Here is a 22,607-nt window from a genome sequence, read left to right as displayed (position 1 = left end):
GGATAGGGTACTATGAAAAAATTAGTAGCAGCGTTACTTGTTGGAACCATGTGTTTTGGTTTGGTTGGATGTGGTCAGACAGCAGACACATCTGCAGATGCACCGGCAGAGACCACAACAGAAGACGTAACCGATGCGGCAGATGAAGCTGCGGCAGATGACGGCGAAGTATTTATTGGACTTGCAATGCATAACCAGACAGAGACATGGGCAGTTCAGTTTGCTGACACCTTTAAGGAAGAAGCAGAAGCGGCAGGAGCGAAGGTTGCTGTAACAGATGCGAACTCCACACCGGCAAATCAGGTATCTCAGATTGAAGACCTTGTGGCACAGGGGATTGATGTACTCGTTGTACTTCCAGCAGACTATACAGCACTTGGAAATGCTTTGAAGGTTGCAAAAGATGCAGGTGTTAAGATCGTCAATGCGGACTCTAAGGTTGATGAAGCAGATCAGGATATGGTTGACTGCTTCGTAACTGCAGATTGCTATACTGCTGGTTATACTGCAGGTGAATATCTGGCAGAGAAGCTTGAGAAAGACGCAACTCTTGGTGCTTTGAATTATTCACAGCTGTCTGTTATCGCAGATCGTTTTACTGGTATGAGAGATGCTCTGAAAGATAAAGGAAGAGACGATGTAACAATCGTTGAGAAAGACTGTACAGACCTTTCCGCGATCGCTTCTTACACAGAAGATATGCTGATCGGTAATCCGGAAATCAGTGCTTTCCTTTGCCTGAATGATAATACTGCACTTACCTGCTATGGTACCTGTGCACAGATGAACAAAGCTGATTGTATTGTAATTGGATTTGATGGATCTCCGGCAGGAAAACAGTCTATTGCTGATGGACAGATGACCGGTACCATGGTATATTCCCCGGTTGACCTTGCAAAGATTTCCCTGGATGCAGGAATTAAACTTGCAAAGGGTGAGACTGTAGATAAAGAAGCTCAGGTTGAGATGTGGATGATCAACTCTGATAACATCAAAGATTATGATCTTGAGAGCTGGGACTAATTTCACAGAACGGTTATGAGTAAAGTAGTCTGAGTAAAAGAGCGCATGCTTTCTGATGGGCCTGACCATACGGGAGGCATGCGTTTTTTCATAAAGGAGGGACAGCCGTGGAAGAATACTTGCTGGAAATGAAAAATATACATAAACGCTTCCCCGGTGTTTATGCACTGAAGGGTGTTGATCTTACGCTGAAAGCAGGCGAAGTGATGGCACTGGTTGGAGAAAATGGTGCAGGAAAATCAACAATTATCAATATCCTTGGCGGTATCTATACAAGGGATGAGGGAGAAATCCTGATTGATGGTAAAGATGCAGGCATTCATGGAATCCAAGATGCAAAGGCGGCGGGAATCAATATCATTCATCAGGAATTGGTGCTTGTGCCGTATCTGTCTGTGGCGGAAAATATTTTCCTGAATCGGGAGCCAGTGAAGGGCGGAATGGTCGATTATGGAAAAATGTACGAGATGGCACAGAAGTTTATTGATGATCTAGGGCTGACAGGAATCCGTGCAGAAGATAAGGTAGCTGAGTTGACGGTCGCACAGCAGCAAATGGTGGAGATTGTCAAATCCGTCTCTTTTAATGCCAGAATTATCGTTATGGATGAGCCTACATCTTCACTTTCTGATCGAGAGATTGATGCATTATTTGAGAATATCCGGTCTTTGAAGAAAAGAGGAATTGGAATTATCTATATATCACACAGACTTTCTGAGTTGGAGCAGATATGTGACCGTGTAACGGTATTTCGTGATGGACAGTCTGTAGCAGTGGCAAATGTAAGTGATGTGACCAATGAAGAAATTGTAAATCTTATGGTTGGACGTGAGATGACCAATTATTACACCCGTACTTATAGAAAACCTGGAAAGGTCGTAATGTCAGTAAAGCATCTATCATCCAATTATGTGAAGGATGTTTCTTTTGATTTAAGAGAAGGCGAAATTCTTGGATTTTCTGGATTAGTCGGAGCAGGGCGGACAGAAGTAATCAAGGCAATTCTTGGCTTTGATGAGATGACTGCTGGAACTGTTGAGTTATATGGAAATGAAATCCACATAAAAAAACCTTCCCAGGCTTATGCGCAGAAAATAGGATTTATACCGGAGAGCCGTCGAGAAGAGAGTCTGTTTGCATTTCAGTCCAATCGGTTCAACATGACAATCCGTATATTGAAAGAATTTATTCAGGGTGTATTTGTAAATAGGAAAAAAGAAGAAGATATTGTAGATGATTATACAGAGAAGCTTTCTATTAAAATGGCTTCCAGAGAAACATTGATACAGAATTTATCAGGAGGTAATCAGCAGAAGGTTGTGATTGCCAGATGGCTGGCAACAAATCCGGGAATCCTGATCATGGATGAGCCTACAAGAGGTATTGATGTTGGTGCAAAGGCAGAAATCTATGAATTGATGAATCAACTGGCAGAGCAGGGAATGGCAATTATCATGATTTCTTCAGAACTGCCAGAGATCATTAATATGAGTGATCGGGTCATTGTCATGAGAAGTGGTGAAATATCTGCAGTTCTTGAACGGGAAGATCTGTCTCAGGAGAAAATCATGGGATATGCGGTGAACATTTGATAAATGAAACATAAATAGAAAGGACCAGGTGTTATCAATGAAAAATAAAGAAGCTATTCAAACAGGAGAACGATTTCGGCGCTGGTTCATGCAGTATGCAGGACAGTTTGCTTTTCTCATTATTTTATTTGTTGTATTGTCTATCGCATCACCTACCTTCCGGACAGCTACGAACCTGATCAATGTGGCGCGTCAGGTATCCATCAATATGATTATTGCCTGCGCAATGACTTTGGTACTGATCATTGGCGGTATCGATCTTTCTGTGGGAGCAGTTATGGCAATGTCTGGCATGGTATCTGCATACCTATCACTGATGGGAATTCCTTTTGGAATCTGCCTGCTGGCAGGTTTGGGTGTTGGAGCAGTATCAGGTTTAATAGATGGTCTGATCCTTGCAAATACACATTTGCCTGCATTTATTGTTACTTATGCAATCCAAAATATCTTAAGAGGTATGGTATATGTTATTACAGGTGCAGGAACCATCCGTTTGACAAGTCAGGCATATATGAACTTCGGTGGGGCTTCTCTTGGTCCTATTCCATATCCGGTTATTTATATGATTCTGATTGTTATTATAAGTAGTTTGCTTTTATCGGGATCAAAATTTGGACGTCATATGTATGCAATAGGAGGAAATCCGAAGGCAGCATTATTCGCAGGTATTGATACAAAGAAAATTACGGTTTTGATTTATACTATATCAGGAATCTGTGCTGGAATGGCAGGTATGGTACTTACTAGCCGCAATAGTTCTATGCAGCCGGCTGTAGGAAATGGTGCGGAAATGGATGCTATTGCAGCTGTTGTTTTGGGTGGAACATCCATGGCTGGAGGTCGTGGTGCAATTGCTGGTACCGTACTTGGTGCATTTATTATTGGATTTATCAATAATGGTCTTAATATGTTGAAGATGGACAGTTTTTATCAGTACATTTGTAAGGGAATCGTTATTTTGATTGCTGTATATATGGATGATTATAAGAATACAAAAATGTTGAAAGGCTCCAAAAAATAGGAGGTGCCATATGAAAAAATCAGCTTTATTAAATTCAGAACTGTCATATGTGATTGCAAAAATGGGACATACAGATACTTTGACGGTTGGGGATTGTGGACTCCCAATTCCACAGGAGACCCAGCGAATCGATCTTGCGCTTAGAAAAGGAACACCAGGATTTCTGGAAACTCTTGATACGATTCTGGAAGAATTGTGTGTGCAGGAAATTATTCTGGCAGAAGAGATGAAAGATGTATCCCCGGAACTATGGCATGAAACACTTCATCGTTTCCCAAATATAAAAGTGACATATGTTTCTCATGAAAAATTAAAAGAGCTTACAAAGAAGAGTCGAGCTGTTGTGAGAACAGGAGAAACGACATCTTATGCCAATGTGATCCTGGTGTCAGGGGTCACATTCTGAAACCGGAATTGTTGCTCAACTACCTACTTAAGTAAGTAGTTGAGCATTTTTTATTGTTGAACTGTCTTTCCAACTTATTTATATCACATTACTTAAACAAGTTTCACAGGACACCTGGCAAGTGATGATAAAACCTCAACATTATACATATTGATTAAATTCTACAGTCTCTTTATTCGGTCCTTGAATCTTAAAGAATTTCACACCGTTTTCAAAGAAAGGAAGACAATGTGCTGGAAGCCAGTTGCATTTTCTTTGATGTGCATAAAAATATCCTCCGTTATAAAAGTCATATAATTGCCTGCCATATTATTATTTGTTATTATAGTGGATGATAAGTAGACATGCAAGCAGAGTAAAAAAGTATAGAGGACAAGGAGCAGCCATGAAAAAGCATATTATATTTGATATGGACGGCGTTATCATTGATTCCGAGCCGGAGTATCAGAAGCGGATTAAAATATTTATGGAGAGAAACGGGTTTACGATAACTGATGAATTGAGTTTTCAGATCTGCGGATCAAACCGAAAGGATACGTACGAACTATTTCAGGAAAATGTACCGGACTTCGTTATGAGTTATGAAGCGTATAATAAAGGTCGTGACCAGGTCAATGCGGAGTATCCGCTTAACCTGCGGGCAATCGTGAATGAGGACATTTATCCTCTGATGAAGAAACTCAAAGCCAGTGGATTTCACATTGGAATGGCTTCTTCCGCTCCGAAGGAAAAGATTTTGCAGAATCTTGGAGTATTGGAACTGACAGATTATTTTGATATTATTGTCAGCGGTCAAGAGTTTGTACACAGTAAGCCGGATCCGGAGATTTATATTTATACCATGAAGAAAATGGGTGTGGAGCCGAAAGACTGCTATGTGGTGGAAGATTCTACCTTTGGACTGCAGGCAGCCGAGAGCGCAGGGACCGTCGTTATCTGCAAGCGAGATGACCGGTTTGGTTATGATCAGTCAGGAGCTGACTATTATATTGACCGGCTGGCTGAGATTGAAGATATTTGTCTTGGAAAATAAAGAAAAACCGTTATGAATCCCTTCGGTATTGGATATAATAGAATGATTCCATTGCCGGGGGATTTTTATGAATCTCTTTTATTATATTTCTGATTTTATAATTCCGATTCTGATCGTCTATATTCTTGTCACTGGTCTGGCAGCAAAGATTCCTGTTTATGATGAATTTGTAAAGGGTGCAGCGGAGGGAATCCATACGGTATTGAAGATTTTGCCCACACTTGTGGGATTGATGGTGGCAGTGGGAATGCTGCGGGCATCGGGATTCCTGGAACTGATCTCGAGGCTGCTGACAGTACCGGCGCAATGGATCCATTTTCCGGTGGAACTGGTTCCACTGGCAATCGTGCGCTTGTTTTCATCCTCGGCTGCTACATCATTGGCACTGGACATTTATAAAGAATACGGAACCGATTCTCAGATTGGTCTGATCGCATCGATCATGATGAGCAGCACGGAGACAGTGTTTTACACCATGAGTGTATACTTTCTGACAGCCAAAGTATCAAAGACCCGTTGGACGCTGGCGGGAGCACTTCTGTCAACTCTTGCAGGCATCTTTACCAGCGTGATGTTGGCGAGAATGGGATGATGCATTCTGCACAAAAACGGACAGTCAATATTATGAATAAGTGCTAATTGACTGAAAAATATAGACATGTTACTATAAGCACAGAAGTTGTGAATACGTATTCACACATGATTCACAACCATTTAGCAAACAATCAAAAAGCGATTTACAACCATTCACAGGGAGAAGCAGCATGATAACAATGACAGAGATCGCGAGACTGACAGGGGTATCCCAGCCCACCGTTTCGCGTGTGTTAAATGGAAATACAGCAGTAAATCCAGAAATCCGGGAACGTGTTCTTGCATGTGCAAGAGAGCATGATTTTCAGCCAAATGTAATGGCGCAGAGCCTGGTAGGGAGCAAGACCCGCCTGATCGGTGTGATCGTGACCGACATTTCCAACTCTTTTTTTGCGGAGTTGGTAAAACACATCGGAGAAGAAGCAAGAAAGGATGGTTACAGTCTGATTCTCTTCAGTTCTGATTATGATCTGGAGAAAGAAAAAGAGTGTCTGGATGTTGTGAAGCGTTACCGGGTGGATGGACTGATCATGGTTCCGGTAGATGAGAATGGGGCAGAATGGAGAGGCATGGTCAGCCGCCTGGATATTCCAACCGTTGTGATCACAAGACATGCCACAGGAATTGATTCTTTTTATGTGGCACATGATGAGGCAGGCGCACAGGTGGCGCGACATCTGCATGAACAGGGTTATGAAGAATATATTTTCTTTGGAAATACCACAGATGATAAGTATCTGGGATTTATTGATGGAATGGCAAATGAATGCAGAGAGTTCAGAAAGCACCTGACTATTATTTCATCTAAGGATTCACAGGTGATCGAAGCCGCATTGAAGGAACATTTTGCGAAGACCACCGGAAAGACCGGAATCTTTGCCTACAATGACCGGCGGGCAGTGCAGATGATGGGAATTCTGCAGAAGATGAAGATCCGGGTTCCGGAGCAGGTGGGGATTGTAGGATTCGATAATATTTATTTATGCGAGGTTTTGTATCCGTCCCTGTCCAGTATCGCACAGCCAAATGAGACCATGGCATCGCTGGCAGTACAGAGGCTGCTTTATCGGATGGATCATCCGAATGATCAGAAGAGAGAAGATCATCCGCTTCATGCGGAGCTGATCTGCAGACAGAGTTCAGATCTGAAAGGAGGAATATTAAGTAAATAAATGCGTTGACTAATGTGATTAAATGTGTTTAAGTATACTCAAAGGAGCAAATGTATTATGAACACATCAAATATCACAAATTATAAGCCAAAAGATTTTGCTGAACTTTTAGGCGTGTCTGTTAAGACATTGCAACGCTGGGATAGGGAGGGAACTTTAAAGGCAAACCGAACTCCAACTGATAGACGTTATTACACTTATGACCAGTATCTACAATTCAAAGGTATAAATATCGAAAATGACCAACGTCAGGTAGTTATTTATGCCAGAGTATCTACAAGGAACCAAAGAGATGATTTGAAAAATCAAGTCGCATTTCTACGCCAGTTTTGCAATGCGAAAGGCATCATTGTAGATCAATGTATTGAAGACTATGGAAGTGGTCTTAATTACAATCGCAAAAAGTGGAACGAATTATTAGATGAAGTGATGAAACGAAAAATCAAAACCATAATGGTAACCCATAAAGACAGATTCATCAGATTTGGGTACGAGTGGTTTGAAAAATTCTGTATGAAGTTCAATACAACTATAGTGATAGTGAATAATGAGGAACTGTCACCACAGGAAGAACTTGTGCAGGATATAGTTTCAATTCTTCATGTGTTCTCTTGCCGGTTGTATGGACTTCGTAAGTATAAAAAACAGATAGAAGGAGATGAGGAAATTGCTAAAGAGCTTCAAGACGGAAATAAATCCGACAGAGGAGCAGAAAACCAAGATTCGTAAAACAATAGGAACTTGCAGATTTATTTATAACTTCTATTTGGCTCATAACAAAAAGCTCCACGAAGATGGGAAAAAATTTATGAGCAGCAATAAATTTAGAATTTGGCTTAATAACGAATATCTTCCACAACATCCGGAGTATTCGTGGATCAAGGAAGCATATTCAAAGGCTGTAACACAGTCAGTAAATAACGGGCAGACCGCATTTACAAGATTTTTCAATCACGAAAGTGCTTTTCCTAATTTCAAAAAGAAAGGCGAATCTGATGTAAAGATGTATTTTGTAAAAAATAATCCGAAGGATTGCCATTGTGAAAGGCATAGAATTAAAATTCCATCACTTGGCTGGGTTCGTATCAAGGAAAAAGGATATATACCAACTACCAAAGATGGGTACGTGATTAAAAGCGGTTCGGTTTCAATAAAGGCTGACAGGTATTATGTTTCAGTTCTTGTGGAGGTCTCTGATAACAAAACAATCAATCATTTCGACGAAGGGATTGGCATAGACCTCGGACTAAAAGATTTTGCCATTGTATCAAACGGCAGAACATATCAAAACATTAACAAATCAGCAAAACTTAAAAAACTTGAGAGACAACTTATTCGAGAACAAAGGTGTCTTTCTCGTAAATACGAAAATTTAAAGAAAGGAGACGCCACCCAAAGAGCAAATATACAAAAACAAAAGCTCAAAGTACAAAAACTTCACCATAGGATAGATAATATCCGTACCGATTACATCAACAAGACAATCGCAGAGATGGTAAAAATCAAGCCATCTTACATAACGATTGAAGACTTAAATGTAAAAGGCATGATGAAGAACCGGCATCTCTCAAAAGCGGTTGCTTCGCAGAAGTTCTATGAGTTTAGAGCGAAGCTGCTGGCTAAATGCAATGAAAGCGGAATTGAGCTTCGAGTAGTAGACAGATGGTATCCATCATCTAAGACCTGCCACTGCTGCGGATCCATCAAAAAAGATTTGAAACTTTCAGATAGGATTTTCAAATGCAGGTGCGGTTATATCGAAGACAGAGATTTCAATGCTGCACTTAATTTGAGAGATGCAGAAACTTACAGCATTGCATAATTAAAACGCAAATGTAAGTATGTACCGAAGGCTATTTCGGGAATTTACGACTGTGGAGTGTACATGAACTTGTGAGTAGATATGACTACGGTCAATCAAAAACATACACAATGAAGCAGTAAGTAATGTTCGCGAGAACTTACATTATCTCGATGTGGGTATATTTAATCACATTTTGAGTGGCAGTACAGCAAGCATGAATGCTTTGCACAGAACATTACAGAAACTTGTAGATGAAGCGGTTGAAAATGCAATTATCGGTGGTGTTCAGCAGTTGATTACGCTTCCGTTTGGTATTGGAAGTTTTATTATGGGTGGCCTTTATTCTGCAACTGTTGTGGCAGGTGTTGCATTTGCACTGACCTGGATGTTCGGATACAAAGATAAAGATCTGGCAGAGTCCAAGAAATAAAAGGGTGAATAAGCTTGTTTTTATGCCATACTCCGGGCTTTTATGAGTTTTCTACCTGCAAGCAATCATTGCGGCACTGTCCGAATTGTGCTATACTGTGACAAGAAAAAGGGGACGGTGAGCGTAGATGAGTGTGAATCAGGAAAATTTGCTGAACGACCTGTTGGTCATGTTATTTAATGAAATTCTGGACGTGGAGCAGAAAGCCCTGATCACAGGTATATTTAAGGAAATCTCTATCAATGACATGCACATTATTGATGCAATTGGGATTGGAGAACCGAAAAATATGTCTACGGTAGCCGGTGAGATGGCAGTGACCGTTGGTACGCTGACCACAGCCATCAACAACCTGGTAAAAAAGGGGTATGTATCTCGTGTCCGCAGTGCACAGGATAAGCGAGTGGTGCTTCTGTCACTGACAGATAAAGGGTTGTCAGCCTACGAGAAGCATGCGGCGTTTCATCAGAAAATGGTTTCGACCGTCATGGAAGGGCTGGACGGACAGGAGATGGAAGTCCTGGCTCATGCGCTTGAGAAGCTTCGGGGATATTTCAAGGTCCTCTAAGTGTTCGGTGAGAATGGAAAATGGAGCCGGTCCGGTAGTCAGGAACCAGTTATGAAAATCATATAAAGACCAGTTAGAAGAGAGTGCGAGCGCGCTCTCTTTTAGTTTGCAGATCTCCAGGTAACCAAGGTAATATTTCAGATAGTTGCCTGGCTCTTCCAGAAGCTGCAGATAGAGCTTGTGGATCTGTGTGGTGTCGGTGATCCCGAAGGAGGCAAGGTAACTGACGCATTGTGCCTCGTTCCAGCCCATGCCGTGTACGGACAGATCCAGGCTTGCGCAGATGGCATAGTTCAGAGATGATAATGCCCTCAAGGCATTTGCCTTGGTCTTGTTCATATCAAGAAAATCATAGGCATAGAGTTCACTGTATAATCCCCAGCCTTCTGTGTAACCGCCCACATAGATAAGGCTTCGGATCGGATCATAGGAATCCAGTTGTTCAAAGGTATGCTGATAGAGATGGCCAGGATAACCTTCATGAGCCAGTGTGGTGAGCAGCGTGATCCCATCCGTATTTTGTGAAGGATTGATGTAAATGGTATTTTCCTGAGTGGCATCCACTGGTGGTGTCAGATAAAAGGCGGGACTTAGGTAAGGCGCCAGAGAGTCTGGAACTGTCTTGACTTGAAAATTCGTATCTGGAGGCATGGGGAAATCTTCATTGATCTTTTTTTGAAGATCAAGAAGGATATAGAGCGGGCTGGAAGCGTCGGAGGCAGTCTGTGCAGAAGCCATGTCGCCAGAAGCATTTGAGTTCGCTGTATCAGAGTCTGCCGTTGCGACAGAATCATGCTCCAACAGATCGATCCCCTCTTCAATCGCCGCATAGACTGTCTCATAGTCGGTCTCCATCTGATCATCCAGCAGACGGCTGATCTGGGAGATTGTAAGATCCGTTCCTACGGTGTATTTCAGCAGGTGCTCAAAATAGGAGAGACCGCCGGGAGTGTGATAAAGCCCAAGTGCCTGATTCTGTGTTGAACGTAATTGGCCCAGAGAAGTAATCAGAGACTGGTAGGCGGGAACTACGCAATCGTTAATAATCTGCCGATTGCGGATTTCGTAGGCAGTCCGGTGGCTGTCGCTTACAAAAGAGCAGTCCCGCAACCGGTCAGAGAAGGATGTGATCAGAAAATGATGCTCATCGACTGTCAGCATGGCATTACACTGGGCAAGGATCTGATCCAGGGATTCTCCATTTAAGAACATACCGTGGGAGGCTTTTTCACGCTCAAAATCCATAATCTGTGCAAAATAATCGGGCAATTGTTTTAGCAGATTCAGATAAAGCTCAACATCGGCTTCTTTCCGAAAAGCAAATTCTGCCAGCAGTACCGGAAGCTGTGCCTGTACACCAAGTGTTGGTCCCAGCGGCTCCTGAAAATAATAGAAATCTTCCATCTCTATCTGACCGGTAAGCCACCAGTCCAGAAGTTCGGCGGTCATGGCATCCTGTTCACTTAGATCCTGATCCAGAAAATTCTGCAAAGAGACCTGCTGGTCTTTCAGATCCTGAATCCTTTTCTGAAAGGAAGCATATGTAAAATCGCCTAATGAGGCGGACATATTTTTAAAACCATAAGCCTCTGGATCGCTTAAGGTATAATGCAGGGTGATCGTATCCTGTGCCAGTTCCTGACGGAAAAGCCGGAATGTATAGGTGGAAAAGGAGGGTTGGCAAAGAATCCGCCCAAGTAAGATGAGCAGGATCAGAAGTGGAAATAAAATAAAGAGAAGTTTTTTCCTGTTTTTCATAAAAAAGGCCTCCGCACAGTGATGATCAGAAAACTATATGACAAGAATCTGAAAAATATGTGCGAAGGCTTCATTTTTATTTTATAGAATTAGCAGATCTCAGCGCCTGCTGGCATCTCTTTTTCCGGAGCGACCAGAGAAAGCTTGCCGTCAGCATCTTCTGCGCACAGAAGCATGCCTTCAGATACCAGTCCGCGGATCTTTCTCGGCTGCAGGTTTACAAGAACCATAACCTTCTTGCCAACCATCTCCTCCGGGCTGTAGGTGCTGCGGATACCGGATACGATCTGACGTACCTGGCTTCCGATCTTCACCTGAGAGCAGAGCAGCTTATCAGCTTTCGGAACAGCTTCGCAGGAAAGGATCTCACCTACCTGAAACTGCAGTTTTGCGAAATCATCATAGGATACAGCTTCTTTTGCTTCGATATCAATGACATTTTCCTTCTGAGCAGCCTCTGCAGCCTGAGCAGCTTTGTGCTCTTCTACTTTTGCCAGAACCTCTTTGACATCCAGACGGGCAAACAGGATCTCCGGAGTCTCTGTTACTCTGGTGCCGGACTCATAGAGACCAAATTCAGTCATCTGATCGATGGTTCTTGGTTTTGCATTCAGCTGAGCCAGAATCTTCTTGGAAGTGGTAGGCATAAAGGACTCCAGAAGAGCAGCACCGTAGCTGATACTTTCTACCAGATTGTAGAGAACAGTAGCCAGACGGTCTTTCTTCTCCGGATCTTTGGCCAGTGCCCAAGGCATGGTCTCATCAATATATTTGTTGCAGCGTTTGAACAGTGCGAAGATCTCTGTCAGGGCATCTGCCACACGGAGCTGATCCATCTTCTCGGTGGTCTTGGTGAGAGTTCCAAGAACGGTTGCCTTCAGGTCAGCATCCACATCTTCCGCTACACCGGTATTGGTTACTACACCACCGAAATATTTATTGGACATGGAAACTGTACGGTTTACCAGATTGCCAAGGGTATTTGCCAGCTCGGAGTTCAGGCGCTCTACCATCAGTTCCCAGGTGATCACACCATCATTTTCAAACGGCATCTCATGAAGTACAAAGTAACGGACAGCATCTACACCGAAGAAATCAACCAGTTCATCAGCGTAAAGTACATTTCCTTTGGACTTACTCATCTTGCCGTCGCCCTGCAGCAGCCACGGATGTCCGAATACCTGCTTCGGAAGCGGCAGATCCAGAGACATGAGGAAGATCGGCCAGTAGATGGTATGGAAACGAATGATATCCTTACCGATCAGGTGTAGATCTGCAGGCCACAGTTTCTTGAAGTTCTCAGTGCTGTCGCCATCACAGTCATAGCCGATACCGGTGATATAGTTGGTCAGTGCATCCAGCCATACATAAGTAACATGCTTCGGATCGAAGGTGACCGGAATGCCCCAGGTGAAGGAGGTTCTGGATACACACAGATCCTGCAGTCCCGGCAGAAGGAAATTGTTCATCATCTCATTCTTTCTGGAGACAGGCTGAATGAACTCCGGATGCGTATTGATATGCTCGATCAGACGGTCAGCATATTTGCTCATCTTGAAGAAATAAGCCTCTTCCTTTGCAGGCTGTACTTCACGTCCGCAGTCCGGGCATTTTCCATCTACCAGCTGGGACGGGGTCCAGAAGGACTCACAGGGAGTACAGTACATTCCTTCATAGGAACCTTTGTAAATATCTCCCTTGTCGTACATATATTTGAAGATTTTCTGTACCTGTTTCTCATGATCTTCATCAGTGGTGCGGATGAATTTGTCATAAGAAGTATCCATCAGATCCCAGATCTTTTTAATCTGATCTGCGGCATTGTCAACGAATTCCTTCGGAGTGACGCCAGCTTCTTCTGCTTTCAGCTCGATCTTCTGGCCATGCTCATCGGTTCCGGTCTGGAAAAATACATCGTAACCCTCGAATCTCTTATAACGGGCAATGCTGTCTGCCAGTACAACTTCATAGGTATTTCCGATGTGCGGTTTTCCGGATGCATAGGCAATGGCTGTGGTCATATAAAACTTTTTCTTTTCCATTTGCTTATCCTCTGTTTTCGTAAATTATAGCATAAAAAACCATTGTCTTAAGAGTAGCACAGGAAGAAAAAGAAGTCAACGGATCTCTAAGTCGCTTTTTCCAGTAATTCTGCCTGTTTCAGAAGAAAACGGTAGCGCATCTGCACTGCTTTCAGTTCATAGATGGAGCAGTCTATCAAGTCAGGATCCACTACATTTTCAAAATTGGAATAGGCCTGGTCCAGTGCACATTTGGTACGGCGCAGATCTTCCATTAACTGCTGTTTCCTGGTATCGGGAGGCGCGTCTGCCTGCTTTTGTCTCATCTGTATCCTCCTTCCTGTTCTGGGAAAAATAGGTTAATAACAGTATAGTCGTGAAAATGGAAACTTATACTGGGCATGGGCATTTTTCCTAATTTTTAAAGGTAAAATCTGACAAAATAGACAAAATCCTTAAAATGAGTGAAAAAGTATTGTAATCTGCTAACTGGTGTGGTATATAAATATCAAGTGGTACGCATAATATACCACTTGATCCGATTCGCGAAAGAGGAAGAATAATTTTAGGAGGAATGGTTATGAGTTTGGTGCAGGCAATATTGATTGCTATCATCGCAGGTGTGAGCAGATGTGAAGGCGACTGGCTTGGAGAATGCAAGCTTCGTGAGCCGATTGTAACGGGATTTCTGGTAGGACTGGTTCTGGGGGATGTAAAGACTGGTCTGATCATCGGAGCAGAGCTCCAGTTAATGTGGATGGGTGCCGTTGGAATTGGTCCGGTTGCTCAGTTGGATATTGGTATAGGTGGTACGATTGGTACAGCAGTAGCAATTACAACTGGTACAGGTGCTGAGACCGCAATTTTGTTTGGTGTTCCGGTTGCAGTTATCATGCAGTTCCTGAACACGCTGCTGATGTCCGCTTATTCAGGTGTGATGCTGTCAGCAGATAAGAAGATCGACGCACTGGATTTCAGAGGAATCCGCTGGTGTCATTATTTCTGTGGTATCTGTACATTTTTAGCTTACACAATTCCGACATTTATCGTTATGTTCTTCGGAAATGAGCTGATTGAAGGCATCGTAAACAACATGCCGGATTGGATAAATACCGGACTTGGCGGAGTAGCTGCACTGCTTCCGTGTCTCGGATTTGCATTACTGTTAAACATCATTATGGAGAAACGACTGATTCCGTATTTCATTTTAGGATTTATTCCGGCAGCTTATGTTGGTTTTGATCTTACAATGGTTGCGATTGCGGCAATCGCAGTTGCAGTAGCATGGATCATCTTCATGTTGAGATCCAATGAGGGAACAGCAAAAGTGGCTGCAAACACTGCTGCTGACGATGAGTGGGAGGACTAGACATGGCAAATAATGAAGTAACGACAGGAAGATTTACAAAGAAAGATTTCAGAGGCGTATTCTGGAGAAGTTTTACATTGTTAGGTTCTTTCAACTATGAGAGAATGGAAGGTCTTGGATTCTTATATGCGATCATGCCGCTTCTGAGAAAAATATATAAAAATGACGATGAAGGATTAAAAGCCGCAATGCACAGAAATATTGCAGCATTTAACATGACCGTAGCTCCATCACCGTTTGTAATGGGAACCACCATCGCCATGGAGGAGAGCGCAAAGGAAGATCCGAATTTTGATGTATCAACCATCAATGCCATCAAAGTATCTCTGATGGGACCGCTTTCCGGTATCGGTGATACTTTCTTCTGGGGCATTATCCGTATCCTGGCATGTGCACTGGCTATTGGATTTGCAAAGGAAGGCAACCCGATCGCACCGTTTATTCTGCTGCTGGTATTCAACATTCCGAATGTGCTGACCCGTCTGATCACACTGGATCTTGGATACAACAAAGGTGCACAGATCTTAAGCGAGATGGAGAAGACCGGTAGAATGGCACTGTTTACTCATTGTGCAGGCATTATCGGAGCTATGTCCATTGGCTGTATGATCGCGATGTGGGTAAGCATCAACTGCCCGCTTCAGTTCACACTTTCCGGCAGTGAAATCATCATTCAGGATTATCTGGATCAGATCATGCCGAAGCTGCTTCCGCTGGCATGCACATTAGGTGTATATGGAGCAATTAAGAAGAAAGTGAAAGTTCAGTATGTGATCGCAGGAATCGTGGTAATTGGCTTTGTGCTGGGAATCCTTGGACTGATCTCTGCATAAGGAGGCGCGTATGGCAATTTTAGATACACGCATTGATGATCGACTGATTCACGGACAGGTATGCGGATACTGGATCCCGCAGTATTCTCTCCAGAGGATCGCAATCGTTGATGACGACATTGTAAATGATGAGACAAGAAAAACAACTTTGAAATTTGGTATGCCGGAGAACTGTAAACTGTCCATTTTCGGATCTGCAAAAGCGGCGGACAAATTTATAAGAAAAATTGATGAAGGAATCAAAGTGATGATTCTCTGCAACAGCCCGGTTCCAATCCTGCGGATGGCAGAAGCCGGATATCAGGTTCCTTATATTACCATTGGAAATATGTCCAACCGTCCGGGAGCAACACAGATCGATAAGAACACATTTATCACGCCGGAAGAGAAAGAAGCATTTTCAAAACTGGTTCAGAAGGGAGTCAAACTGTACATACAGAATACCCCGAGGGACGTAAAACGTGATGTGACTGAATTATTGAAATAAAAGAATGAATCAGAAAAGAGGAGAACTATGAAACAGACTGTACTTGGAAACATTAAATCACAGCCGGAGGTGCTGAAATATACACTGGATAACCAGAACGTATTTGTGGATCCGTTTGTGGAAGTTTTTAAGAAACATGATATTAAGAAAGTATTTTTCTTTGGATCAGGTACTTCCTACAATGTATCTCAGATCGCTGCTTACTATTTCAAACATATCGTAGGAATTGATGCAAGTGCACAGTATCCGACGGTCTATCAGAACTATGAGAAACCGGACTGGACAGGAATGCTGAAAAATGATCAGATCCTGTATGTGGGAATCAGTCAGTCAGGAACCAGTGTATCTACCTGCGAGGTTATGGAGTATGCAAAGAAGAACGGTTATCTGACGCTGGCAATCACCGGTAATCTGCAGAGCAAGATCACTGAAAATACAGATATCTCCGTACATCTGCTGGTGGGCGATGAGCTGACACCGCCGGAGACAAAAGGATATACCGTGTCGGTACTGAGTGTTTATCTGTGGGCGATCGGCGTGGCAAAAGCTAAGAATATCTACACCGAAGAGCAGTATCAGGAGACTTTGAAGGAAGCTGCAGATCTGGTAAATCATTTCCAGACGGTACTCGATGAGAGTGAGGCATGGTATGACAGAAATAACGCATCCATCGTCAACAGTGAACGTATCTACGTTCTTGGATATGGCGTAGATTATGGATCCATGCTGGAGGGCGTACTGAAGGCAGGCGAGATGCTCAGACTTCCGGTTCTTGGATATGAACTGGAGGAGTATTCCCACGGACCGACCATGGCAATCGGACCGAAACAGACCATTCTTATGATCGGTTCCGACGAGGCAGAATATGAGCGTATGCTTCAATTCCGTACTGCATACAAAAAATATACACCGCGGGTACATGTGATCACCTGTAAAGATATTCCGGATGCAGATAAGAGAGATGCGGTATTCAGTGTAAAGACAAACAAATATCTTGCACCGCTGATGTATACAGTTCCATTTCAGTTTGTAGCGGCCAAAGGCGCTGAGCAGGTTTATATTGATACGGGAGTTGACCCGTTTGAAGAATCTTTAGCTCATTATCCAAAGGCAAAATAGTAAACACAACCGGGGCAGGTATGAGAAATATCTGCCCTTGTTTTTTCAGGAGGAGATTGTATATGACAGGAATTATGGTATTGGGACATGGACATTTTGCCAGCGGTATTGCCAGCGCGGCAGAACTGATCCTTGGAAAACAGGATGATTTTGTGTGGGTGGATTTTCCGGAAGGAGACACTAAGACGGAGTTGGAAGCGCATATTGCAGAAGCACTGCAGACGATGAAAGAAGCAGAGCATATTCTGGTGTTCTGTGATCTGTTAAGCGGCTCACCGTTTAATACGATCGTGCCGGAAAGTATGAAGGATCGTCGGATCAAAGTTGTATATGGAACGAATCTTGCAATGCTGATCGAGACGTTGATGGAGCGTAACATTGGAATGTCCTGGGAGGAAATTCTGGAAGGAATCATAGAAAACGGAAGAAAACAGGTTGATTTTTTCAACGAAGAGGATCTTGAAGGATGTGAGGAGGAAAATGACGAGGACTGGCAATAAGATGAAGTATAAGGCAGTAATCTTCGACATGGACGGTGTGCTGATCGACAGCGAATATTTTTATCTGGAACGTACATACAGGGAACTTGTAAAAAGATATCCCTGGATCAGAATAGAAGAATTGTACCCAATCGTTGGAATGTCAGGAAAGACGGAGCGGATACTGATGCATGAACTGGCCAGAAGACCGCTGGATGACCTTCAGTTTGATGAGGAACTGGAGGAGATCTATCAGTCCGGTCATATCGCTGATTTTACGGAGGTATTGTATCCGGAAGTAAAAGAGATATTGCGCTGGTTAAAAGAACAGGGTCTGCAGATCGCACTGGCATCTTCTTCGCCGGTGCACTGTATTTCACAGATGCTGGATCAATGTGACATCCGGGATTATTTTGAATCCGTGATCAGTGGAGAATCTCTGGTGATGAGCAAGCCTGATCCGGAGATCTATCAGATCACCATGAACAGGCTTGGAAGAAAGCCGGAAGAGTGTCTGATCGTGGAGGATTCTACCTATGGGATCGAGGCAGGCGTGGCAGCAGGAGCTGCGGTTGCGGCGAGAAAAGATGAACGCTTCTGCTTTGACCAGTCAAAGGCAGCATATCACATCGCTGATCTGAAAGGAATAAAACAGGTGTTATTATGAGAAGCAGGCAAATGGTTGGCAATATCCTGATTCTGGAAACTGCATTTTTGTGGAGCTTTCTTGGGATTGTAACCAAAATGGTAACGTATCACGGAATGACTGTGACAGCGGTAATATCTCTGGTCGCAATGCTGACTCTCCGCGTGTGTAACAGAGGGTCTGCGATTCGGTGGAATCGTCAGATTCTGTTGACAGCGTTGGCTACAGCAGGTCAGACCATATGTTTTTTCCTTGCAAACAAATATACAACAGTTGCAAATACAATCGTGTTACAGTATTGTTCGCCCATTTTTGTATTGTTCTATTATAGAATTTTCCAGAAAAGAAGGCTAAAATGTCAGCAGATTATTTCAGTGGCCGTATGCAGTGCAGGAATATTAATATTCTTTGCGGGGCAGATAAACACAGGAATGATGCTGGGAAATATTCTGGCTCTCGCATCTGGTATTATGTTTGGCGGTCAGTTCTATTTAGGGGCGATGGAAGACAACGATCCGGTATCTGCGAATTTGTTTTCGCAGATTATATGTATTCTGATTACAGGAACATATGCGGTCTTTTTTGCACATGATGTATTTGACGTCAGACAGACAGGAATTCTGGTGGTGGCAGGATTTCTGTGTTCAGGAGTGGCAGCAGTATTATACACGCGAGGAATTCAGATGACAACTGCATTAAATGCAAATTTAATTGCCTCGTCAGAGATCATTATGGCACCAATCTGGTCTTATCTGATCTTTCATGAAACGATTGGAAAGTGGGCAGCAGTCGGAGCGGTTCTTATGGTCGGGGCAATTTTGTATGAAACACTTTTTGAGGCAAGAAACGAGGCGGAAAAATGACAAAAGCAGAATTATCGGAATTATTTACATTTCGTAATGTAAAGGAAGAGGAAGCAGACTAGACAATTGAGATTGAAAATATTTGTTTCCCGTCCAACGAAGCATGTACGCCGGAATCCATGGCGGAGCGGGCATCACAGGCACAGGAAACATTTCTGGTGGCGGTTGACAAAAAGACAGATAAGATTGCAGGGTTTCTGAATGGAATAGCCACGGATGAAGATGTATTTCGGGATGAATTCTTTACGAATATTACTCTTCATAATAAAAATGGAAAAAATATTATGTTACTTGGATTAGATGTGCTGCCTGAGTATCGAGGACAGGGGCTTGCCAGAGAAATCATGGAGCGATATCTTGCACGGGAGAAGGGGCAGGGACGGAAACGGGTGGTACTTACCTGTCTGGATGAAAAAGTAAAAATGTATGAGAGGATGGGATACAAAGATCTTGGAATCTCAGCTTCTGTGTGGGGCGGCGAAAAATGGCACGATATGGAGTACGTGTTTGGACTTCAGGAATGAGAGAACGTGCTTGAATAAAGGAAAATTCTGGGCTATAATAATAAAAAATGGGATGGGAAATAGGGTTTCATGCAGGGAAAAAATATATCGATTCTGAGAGATCTAACAGTCTGTCAGTCTGTTTCGGAAGCACTTACAAAACAAGGATTAACATTTGAATATCGTATATTGAATCTGGAGATCAAAGAAGCAAACAGATTTATCAGTCGGATGCTGAAGAGTTCCCTGGGGACTCCTGTCCTTTTTTTGAGAAAACTGCGCGTGATAGAGGGTATTCCCAAGTCCATAGAAAGTACCTACATGGTTTATGAAAAAGTAAAAGGTGTGGAAAAGGAAGATCTGGAACACTGTTCGTCCTATGAACTGATCCGTGAAAAATTCGGATATGTGACCCAGAAAAGCGAAGAAGAGATTCTGGTCGTCACACCAAGCCCTAAGGAACAGGAACTTTTGCAGACAAAGGATCAGGAGTGTCTGATGATTCGGGGAACTTCTTATGTGGAAGAAGGCATTCCGTTTGAATATTTTGAAATTGTGGCTATCAGTGATTTTTACAAATTCAGGAGCGTAAGCAAACAGTAATGGAATATAATGCACTTTACATACAACTTATGAATCGAATACTGGATAAGATGCGGCGCGGAGAATATCAGGTTGGAGATAAGATGGATTCGGAACGTGTGATGGCACAGCAGTATGGAATCAACCGACAGACCGTTCGCAAAGCTCTGAAGATGCTGGAGGAAGAAGGCTATATCCGCCCGCTGCTCGGAAAAGGTACATTTGTAGTGAAAATACCGGAAAATATGGCAAGGATCGAGCAGGGCACAACGGCAACGATTAGCCTGAGTATGCAGATCCGGCAGTCAGGATATGAATCGTTCAGAAAAGTTGTTTCGCTTCAGTTGGTTCCGGTAAAAGGAATTTTGGCCGAGAAGTTTCCGGACAGAAAAATGTTATTTGAACTGGTACGCCTGTCTTATGTAAATAATGAACCTTATGCACTTCAGAAAGCATATATTCCGCAGGATCTGTTCTGGGATGCAGACCGGTATGAATTCGGTGAGGGGTCTCTGTATGAATATATGGACACTAAAGGAAAGATGCCGGAGAGGGTAGAATCCTATCTGCAGATCGTGACATTGCCGAAAGAATATACGGCACTTATGAAACTGGAAGAAGGAAAAAAGGTATTCGGATTCCATTATCTTGGTTATGACAGTACGGATGAACTGGTAGAATACACGGATGCTTATTACCTCCCCAAATATACTTCATTTAAATATGTAGCTCAAAGAGGATAATCATAAAACACACGAATCAGGATGTTCTGACATCTGGTTCGTGTGTTTTTTGCATAGTAATATCTTTCTGTCATATACATGTACTGGAGGTGGAGCAGAATGGAAAAAGGAACAGGAATGCTGCTGATCGCAGGGGCCTGTATGCTGGTGCTGCTGATTGGAAGCATAAAAAACCGGATGGAATGGATCTTGAACTTCGGTATTCGCACAGTTATGGGTGGGATTGTCATCTGTCTAATCAATTCAATGCTGAAAAGATGGGGGATCGACTGTCAGGTAGGACTTGGACCGGTCAGCCTTTTGACATCTGGAACCCTCGGATTCAGCGGAGTTTCTTTGCTTTACGCAGTGTCAGCTTTTCATCTTTTGTGAGTTTTTGCTAAAAAATATGAACAAACTGTAAACACCATGGACACATAAAAATCCGCGATTTATAATAGGCGCATGATAAACGTTTGTCTACTATGTAGCAATTCGCTACAGGCTTGTCATTCAAAGCTAAATTCCAAAAATTTGCAGCATAATAACGGGAGTATTTGTTGCAGGAGGTTATTTTGAAAAACACAAAATTATGGATTGCAGACCCGGATCTTGCCTATGTACAGGCATTTGCCGAGTATGTCAATCTGAAAAAAGGTTATTTATTCCAGGTTTGTGCCTGCACGGATCAGACACGGATGGAACAGACACCGGATGGAGACGAGACAGAGATCCTGCTGATAACAGCAAAATGGTATGAGGCATGGAAAGATGTGCTTCAGGGTAAATGTGTGATTCTGCTCTCTGAGGGAAATCTGCCAGGGAAGTTTACTTCTTATCCAACCGTGTACAAGTATCAGTCCGTAGAAACGATTCTGCGGGAGATCATGTATTATTATTCGGAGCAGGACAACCGGGAGCTGTATCCGGCGGGAGTACGAAAGGATAACCGGGTGATCGGGGTATATTCACCGGCAGATGCTAATGCAAAGACGCAGTTTGCGCTGACGCTGGGCCAGATTGTGGGGGAAACACAACATGTATTATATCTAAATATGGAAGAATGCTCAGGACTGACGGGGTTGTTGGGAGAGCACCATTGGAATATGGCGGATCTCATATATTTTCTTCGTCAGAATAAATCTCAGTTTCTCTATCGTCTCAACAGTATGGTTCAGAAGTTCGGAGCAATGGATTATATTCCACCCTGCGATTCCTATACAGATTTTTGTCAGATTACAGTAAAAGAATGGAAAAAACTTCTGCATCTGATCCGAAGCCAGAGCACATATGATGTCATTATATTGGATATGGGAACCAGCACCGGTCATGAACTGGAATTGCTGAGACAATGTGATGGGATCTATATGCCGGTAAAGAAAGATCCGATTTCCCGTGGAAAAATCGAACAGTGGGATCGCTATATTCAGATTTTAGACGGACTGGATATTCTGGAACTGCTGCAGAAGCTCGAGCTGCCGCCCGATGGAACCGGGTCGGACAGCGAATCAGACTTAAGTATGCTGCCGGAGCAGAGACTGGGGAGTTATATCCGGGAACTGCTGACAAGTTAGGAGGGATC

24 protein-coding genes and 2 pseudogenes are annotated in these 22,607 nt (G+C 43.1%); 23 read left to right on the top strand and 3 right to left on the bottom strand.

Annotated elements, in window-relative coordinates:
- Positions 1-12: 12 nt before the first annotated feature.
- From WMO62_RS09150 to WMO62_RS09100, 11 genes are all read left to right on the top strand, one after another.
- The gene (locus WMO62_RS09150) at positions 13-1,023 is read left to right on the top strand and encodes a sugar ABC transporter substrate-binding protein (RefSeq protein ID WP_349144489.1); all 1,011 of its coding nucleotides are present in this window, start codon (positions 13-15) and stop codon (positions 1,021-1,023) included.
- 128 nt (positions 1,024-1,151) lie between these two features.
- On the top strand, positions 1,152-2,615 hold the full coding sequence (locus tag WMO62_RS09145) for a sugar ABC transporter ATP-binding protein (RefSeq protein ID WP_349144507.1): 1,464 nt from the start codon (positions 1,152-1,154) through the stop codon (positions 2,613-2,615).
- A gap of 37 nt (positions 2,616-2,652) precedes the next feature.
- Positions 2,653-3,636, top strand: a complete 984-nt coding sequence (locus tag WMO62_RS09140; RefSeq protein WP_117499947.1) for an ABC transporter permease — start codon at positions 2,653-2,655, stop codon at positions 3,634-3,636.
- A gap of 10 nt (positions 3,637-3,646) precedes the next feature.
- Entirely contained in the window at positions 3,647-4,042 is a 396-nt protein-coding gene (rbsD, locus tag WMO62_RS09135; protein WP_349144488.1) for a D-ribose pyranase, read from the top strand.
- A gap of 385 nt (positions 4,043-4,427) precedes the next feature.
- On the top strand, positions 4,428-5,075 hold the full coding sequence (locus WMO62_RS09130; protein ID WP_349144487.1) for an HAD family hydrolase: 648 nt from the start codon (positions 4,428-4,430) through the stop codon (positions 5,073-5,075).
- Positions 5,076-5,142: 67 nt separating this feature from the next.
- The gene (locus tag WMO62_RS09125; protein ID WP_349144486.1) at positions 5,143-5,667 is read left to right on the top strand and encodes a spore maturation protein; all 525 of its coding nucleotides are present in this window, start codon (positions 5,143-5,145) and stop codon (positions 5,665-5,667) included.
- 172 nt (positions 5,668-5,839) lie between these two features.
- Entirely contained in the window at positions 5,840-6,841 is a 1,002-nt protein-coding gene (locus WMO62_RS09120) for a LacI family DNA-binding transcriptional regulator (RefSeq protein WP_349144485.1), read from the top strand.
- Between the two features lie 72 nt (positions 6,842-6,913).
- Positions 6,914-7,570: an IS607 family transposase gene (locus WMO62_RS09115; RefSeq protein ID WP_118440899.1), complete on the top strand. Its 657-nt coding sequence runs from the start codon at positions 6,914-6,916 to the stop codon at positions 7,568-7,570.
- Positions 7,500-8,663 (top strand): RNA-guided endonuclease InsQ/TnpB family protein, encoded by a 1,164-nt coding sequence (locus WMO62_RS09110; protein WP_349144484.1) that lies wholly within the window; start codon positions 7,500-7,502, stop codon positions 8,661-8,663. Before WMO62_RS09115 ends, WMO62_RS09110 begins: the two co-directional genes overlap by 71 nt.
- A gap of 205 nt (positions 8,664-8,868) precedes the next feature.
- A complete protein-coding gene (locus WMO62_RS09105) occupies positions 8,869-9,075 on the top strand; it encodes a hypothetical protein (protein ID WP_147324704.1) in 207 nt (68 codons plus the stop codon).
- Positions 9,076-9,202: 127 nt separating this feature from the next.
- Positions 9,203-9,643: a MarR family winged helix-turn-helix transcriptional regulator gene (locus WMO62_RS09100; protein ID WP_349144483.1), complete on the top strand. Its 441-nt coding sequence runs from the start codon at positions 9,203-9,205 to the stop codon at positions 9,641-9,643.
- A gap of 12 nt (positions 9,644-9,655) precedes the next feature.
- On the opposite strand, the pseudogene WMO62_RS09095 reads toward WMO62_RS09100, so the two are convergent.
- From WMO62_RS09095 to WMO62_RS09085, 3 genes and pseudogenes are all read right to left on the bottom strand, one after another.
- Positions 9,656-11,212: pseudogene (locus WMO62_RS09095) on the bottom strand (DUF885 domain-containing protein); the annotation flags it as partial.
- 278 nt (positions 11,213-11,490) lie between these two features.
- A pseudogene (gene metG / locus WMO62_RS09090) lies at positions 11,491-13,455 on the bottom strand (methionine--tRNA ligase); the annotation flags it as partial.
- Positions 13,456-13,529: 74 nt separating this feature from the next.
- Positions 13,530-13,748 carry a YaaL family protein gene (locus WMO62_RS09085; RefSeq protein WP_117500010.1) on the bottom strand — a complete coding sequence of 73 codons (219 nt, stop codon included), beginning with the start codon at positions 13,746-13,748 and terminating at the stop codon, positions 13,530-13,532.
- Between the two features lie 254 nt (positions 13,749-14,002).
- Here WMO62_RS09085 and WMO62_RS09080 point away from each other — a divergent pair, with 254 nt between their 5' ends.
- The 12 genes from WMO62_RS09080 to WMO62_RS09025 all read left to right on the top strand — a co-directional run bounded on the left by WMO62_RS09080 (position 14,003) and on the right by WMO62_RS09025 (position 22,599).
- A complete protein-coding gene (locus WMO62_RS09080; RefSeq protein WP_118440544.1) occupies positions 14,003-14,791 on the top strand; it encodes a PTS mannose/fructose/sorbose/N-acetylgalactosamine transporter subunit IIC in 789 nt (262 codons plus the stop codon).
- Between the two features lie 2 nt (positions 14,792-14,793).
- Complete coding sequence (locus WMO62_RS09075; protein ID WP_118440546.1) at positions 14,794-15,624, top strand: PTS system mannose/fructose/sorbose family transporter subunit IID; 831 nt, start codon at positions 14,794-14,796, stop codon at positions 15,622-15,624.
- A 10-nt stretch (positions 15,625-15,634) separates the two neighbouring features.
- Positions 15,635-16,111 (top strand): PTS sugar transporter subunit IIB, encoded by a 477-nt coding sequence (locus tag WMO62_RS09070; RefSeq protein ID WP_118512503.1) that lies wholly within the window; start codon positions 15,635-15,637, stop codon positions 16,109-16,111.
- Between the two features lie 27 nt (positions 16,112-16,138).
- A complete protein-coding gene (locus WMO62_RS09065) occupies positions 16,139-17,230 on the top strand; it encodes an SIS domain-containing protein (RefSeq protein ID WP_178753942.1) in 1,092 nt (363 codons plus the stop codon).
- Positions 17,231-17,292: 62 nt separating this feature from the next.
- Positions 17,293-17,730, top strand: coding sequence for a PTS sugar transporter subunit IIA (locus WMO62_RS09060; RefSeq protein ID WP_178753939.1), 438 nt, complete (start codon positions 17,293-17,295; stop codon positions 17,728-17,730).
- 1 nt (position 17,731) lies between these two features.
- Entirely contained in the window at positions 17,732-18,376 is a 645-nt protein-coding gene (locus WMO62_RS09055) for an HAD family hydrolase (RefSeq protein WP_118440553.1), read from the top strand.
- Positions 18,373-19,218 (top strand): EamA family transporter, encoded by an 846-nt coding sequence (locus tag WMO62_RS09050; RefSeq protein ID WP_178753937.1) that lies wholly within the window; start codon positions 18,373-18,375, stop codon positions 19,216-19,218. The genes WMO62_RS09055 and WMO62_RS09050 overlap by 4 nt, the downstream gene beginning before the upstream one ends.
- Positions 19,219-19,283: 65 nt before the next feature.
- Positions 19,284-19,742, top strand: coding sequence for a GNAT family N-acetyltransferase (locus tag WMO62_RS09045; protein WP_349144506.1), 459 nt, complete (start codon positions 19,284-19,286; stop codon positions 19,740-19,742).
- A gap of 69 nt (positions 19,743-19,811) precedes the next feature.
- Positions 19,812-20,324, top strand: coding sequence for a GntR family transcriptional regulator (locus WMO62_RS09040; protein WP_349144482.1), 513 nt, complete (start codon positions 19,812-19,814; stop codon positions 20,322-20,324).
- The gene (locus WMO62_RS09035) at positions 20,324-21,046 is read left to right on the top strand and encodes a UTRA domain-containing protein (protein WP_178753932.1); all 723 of its coding nucleotides are present in this window, start codon (positions 20,324-20,326) and stop codon (positions 21,044-21,046) included. Before WMO62_RS09040 ends, WMO62_RS09035 begins: the two co-directional genes overlap by 1 nt.
- 99 nt (positions 21,047-21,145) lie before the next feature.
- On the top strand, positions 21,146-21,418 hold the full coding sequence (locus WMO62_RS09030) for a pro-sigmaK processing inhibitor BofA family protein (protein ID WP_178753930.1): 273 nt from the start codon (positions 21,146-21,148) through the stop codon (positions 21,416-21,418).
- Positions 21,419-21,600: 182 nt separating this feature from the next.
- Entirely contained in the window at positions 21,601-22,599 is a 999-nt protein-coding gene (locus WMO62_RS09025; RefSeq protein ID WP_117500012.1) for a P-loop NTPase family protein, read from the top strand.
- The last annotated feature ends 8 nt before the right edge of the window (positions 22,600-22,607 follow it).

The sequence above is a fragment of the Hominiventricola aquisgranensis genome, assembly GCF_040096225.1.
Taxonomy (GTDB): Bacteria; Bacillota; Clostridia; order Lachnospirales; family Lachnospiraceae; genus Hominiventricola; species Hominiventricola aquisgranensis.
The sequence above is the reverse complement of the archived record's forward strand: the minus strand, read 5'-3'. Positions and strand labels throughout refer to the sequence as shown.

Excerpts from the sequence above, each read along its gene's own strand:
- WMO62_RS09150 (WP_349144489.1), top strand. The coding sequence starts at position 13 with ATGAAAAAATTAGTAGCAGCGTTACTTGTTGGAACCATGTGTTTTGGT.
- WMO62_RS09145 (WP_349144507.1), top strand. The coding sequence starts at position 1,152 with ATGAAAAATATACATAAACGCTTCCCCGGTGTTTATGCACTGAAGGGT.
- WMO62_RS09140 (WP_117499947.1), top strand. The coding sequence starts at position 2,653 with ATGAAAAATAAAGAAGCTATTCAAACAGGAGAACGATTTCGGCGCTGG.
- rbsD (WP_349144488.1), top strand. The coding sequence starts at position 3,647 with ATGAAAAAATCAGCTTTATTAAATTCAGAACTGTCATATGTGATTGCA.
- WMO62_RS09130 (WP_349144487.1), top strand. The coding sequence starts at position 4,428 with ATGAAAAAGCATATTATATTTGATATGGACGGCGTTATCATTGATTCC.
- WMO62_RS09125 (WP_349144486.1), top strand. The coding sequence starts at position 5,143 with ATGAATCTCTTTTATTATATTTCTGATTTTATAATTCCGATTCTGATC.
- WMO62_RS09120 (WP_349144485.1), top strand. The coding sequence starts at position 5,840 with ATGATAACAATGACAGAGATCGCGAGACTGACAGGGGTATCCCAGCCC.
- WMO62_RS09110 (WP_349144484.1), top strand. The coding sequence starts at position 7,500 with ATGAGGAAATTGCTAAAGAGCTTCAAGACGGAAATAAATCCGACAGAG.
- WMO62_RS09100 (WP_349144483.1), top strand. The coding sequence starts at position 9,203 with ATGAGTGTGAATCAGGAAAATTTGCTGAACGACCTGTTGGTCATGTTA.
- WMO62_RS09085 (WP_117500010.1), bottom strand. The coding sequence starts at position 13,748 with ATGAGACAAAAGCAGGCAGACGCGCCTCCCGATACCAGGAAACAGCAG.
- WMO62_RS09080 (WP_118440544.1), top strand. The coding sequence starts at position 14,003 with ATGAGTTTGGTGCAGGCAATATTGATTGCTATCATCGCAGGTGTGAGC.
- WMO62_RS09075 (WP_118440546.1), top strand. The coding sequence starts at position 14,794 with ATGGCAAATAATGAAGTAACGACAGGAAGATTTACAAAGAAAGATTTC.
- WMO62_RS09070 (WP_118512503.1), top strand. The coding sequence starts at position 15,635 with ATGGCAATTTTAGATACACGCATTGATGATCGACTGATTCACGGACAG.
- WMO62_RS09065 (WP_178753942.1), top strand. The coding sequence starts at position 16,139 with ATGAAACAGACTGTACTTGGAAACATTAAATCACAGCCGGAGGTGCTG.
- WMO62_RS09060 (WP_178753939.1), top strand. The coding sequence starts at position 17,293 with ATGACAGGAATTATGGTATTGGGACATGGACATTTTGCCAGCGGTATT.
- WMO62_RS09055 (WP_118440553.1), top strand. The coding sequence starts at position 17,732 with ATGAAGTATAAGGCAGTAATCTTCGACATGGACGGTGTGCTGATCGAC.
- WMO62_RS09050 (WP_178753937.1), top strand. The coding sequence starts at position 18,373 with ATGAGAAGCAGGCAAATGGTTGGCAATATCCTGATTCTGGAAACTGCA.
- WMO62_RS09040 (WP_349144482.1), top strand. The coding sequence starts at position 19,812 with ATGCAGGGAAAAAATATATCGATTCTGAGAGATCTAACAGTCTGTCAG.
- WMO62_RS09035 (WP_178753932.1), top strand. The coding sequence starts at position 20,324 with ATGGAATATAATGCACTTTACATACAACTTATGAATCGAATACTGGAT.
- WMO62_RS09030 (WP_178753930.1), top strand. The coding sequence starts at position 21,146 with ATGGAAAAAGGAACAGGAATGCTGCTGATCGCAGGGGCCTGTATGCTG.